Origin of the sequence: Prochlorococcus marinus, assembly GCF_001180245.1 — a bacterium.
Lineage (GTDB): Bacteria > Cyanobacteriota > Cyanobacteriia > PCC-6307 > Cyanobiaceae > Prochlorococcus_A > Prochlorococcus_A marinus_F.
Genome location: NZ_CVSV01000125.1, coordinates 1 through 273 on the forward strand (window position 1 = coordinate 1; position 273 = coordinate 273).

At 30.4% G+C, this 273-nt stretch carries 1 protein-coding gene and 1 pseudogene; both read right to left on the bottom strand.

The features are described 5' to 3' along the window. Window positions 1-140: NADH-quinone oxidoreductase subunit K (locus AMO19_RS05120; RefSeq protein ID WP_179850516.1), on the bottom strand; the 140-nt coding region annotated here is incomplete at its 3' end. A gap of 18 nt (window positions 141-158) precedes the next feature. Continuing rightward, window positions 159-273 (bottom strand): annotated as a pseudogene (locus AMO19_RS08780) (NADH-quinone oxidoreductase subunit J); the annotation flags it as partial.

The following is a 273-nucleotide window of genomic DNA, read 5'->3' on the forward strand; positions in this document are numbered from 1 at the left end:
TTTACAGCATTGAGCATTAATTCAATGCTCATAAGAACTCTGACTGCATTTCTGCTATTTAATAATCCCCAAATACCAATGCAAAATAGTGCTGAAGAAACTATTAAAAAAGCTTGAAGAGGAATTGATTCTAAATTCATAATAAGAAACTCAAAAGGTTAATTTTTATTTGTAAGTAATGGTTCTGATGATTTTTCAATTAACTCTTGATCAACAGGTAGTCCTGTCGAAATATCTTTGCTCATTACATCTCTTCTAGCTAAAACAATAGCC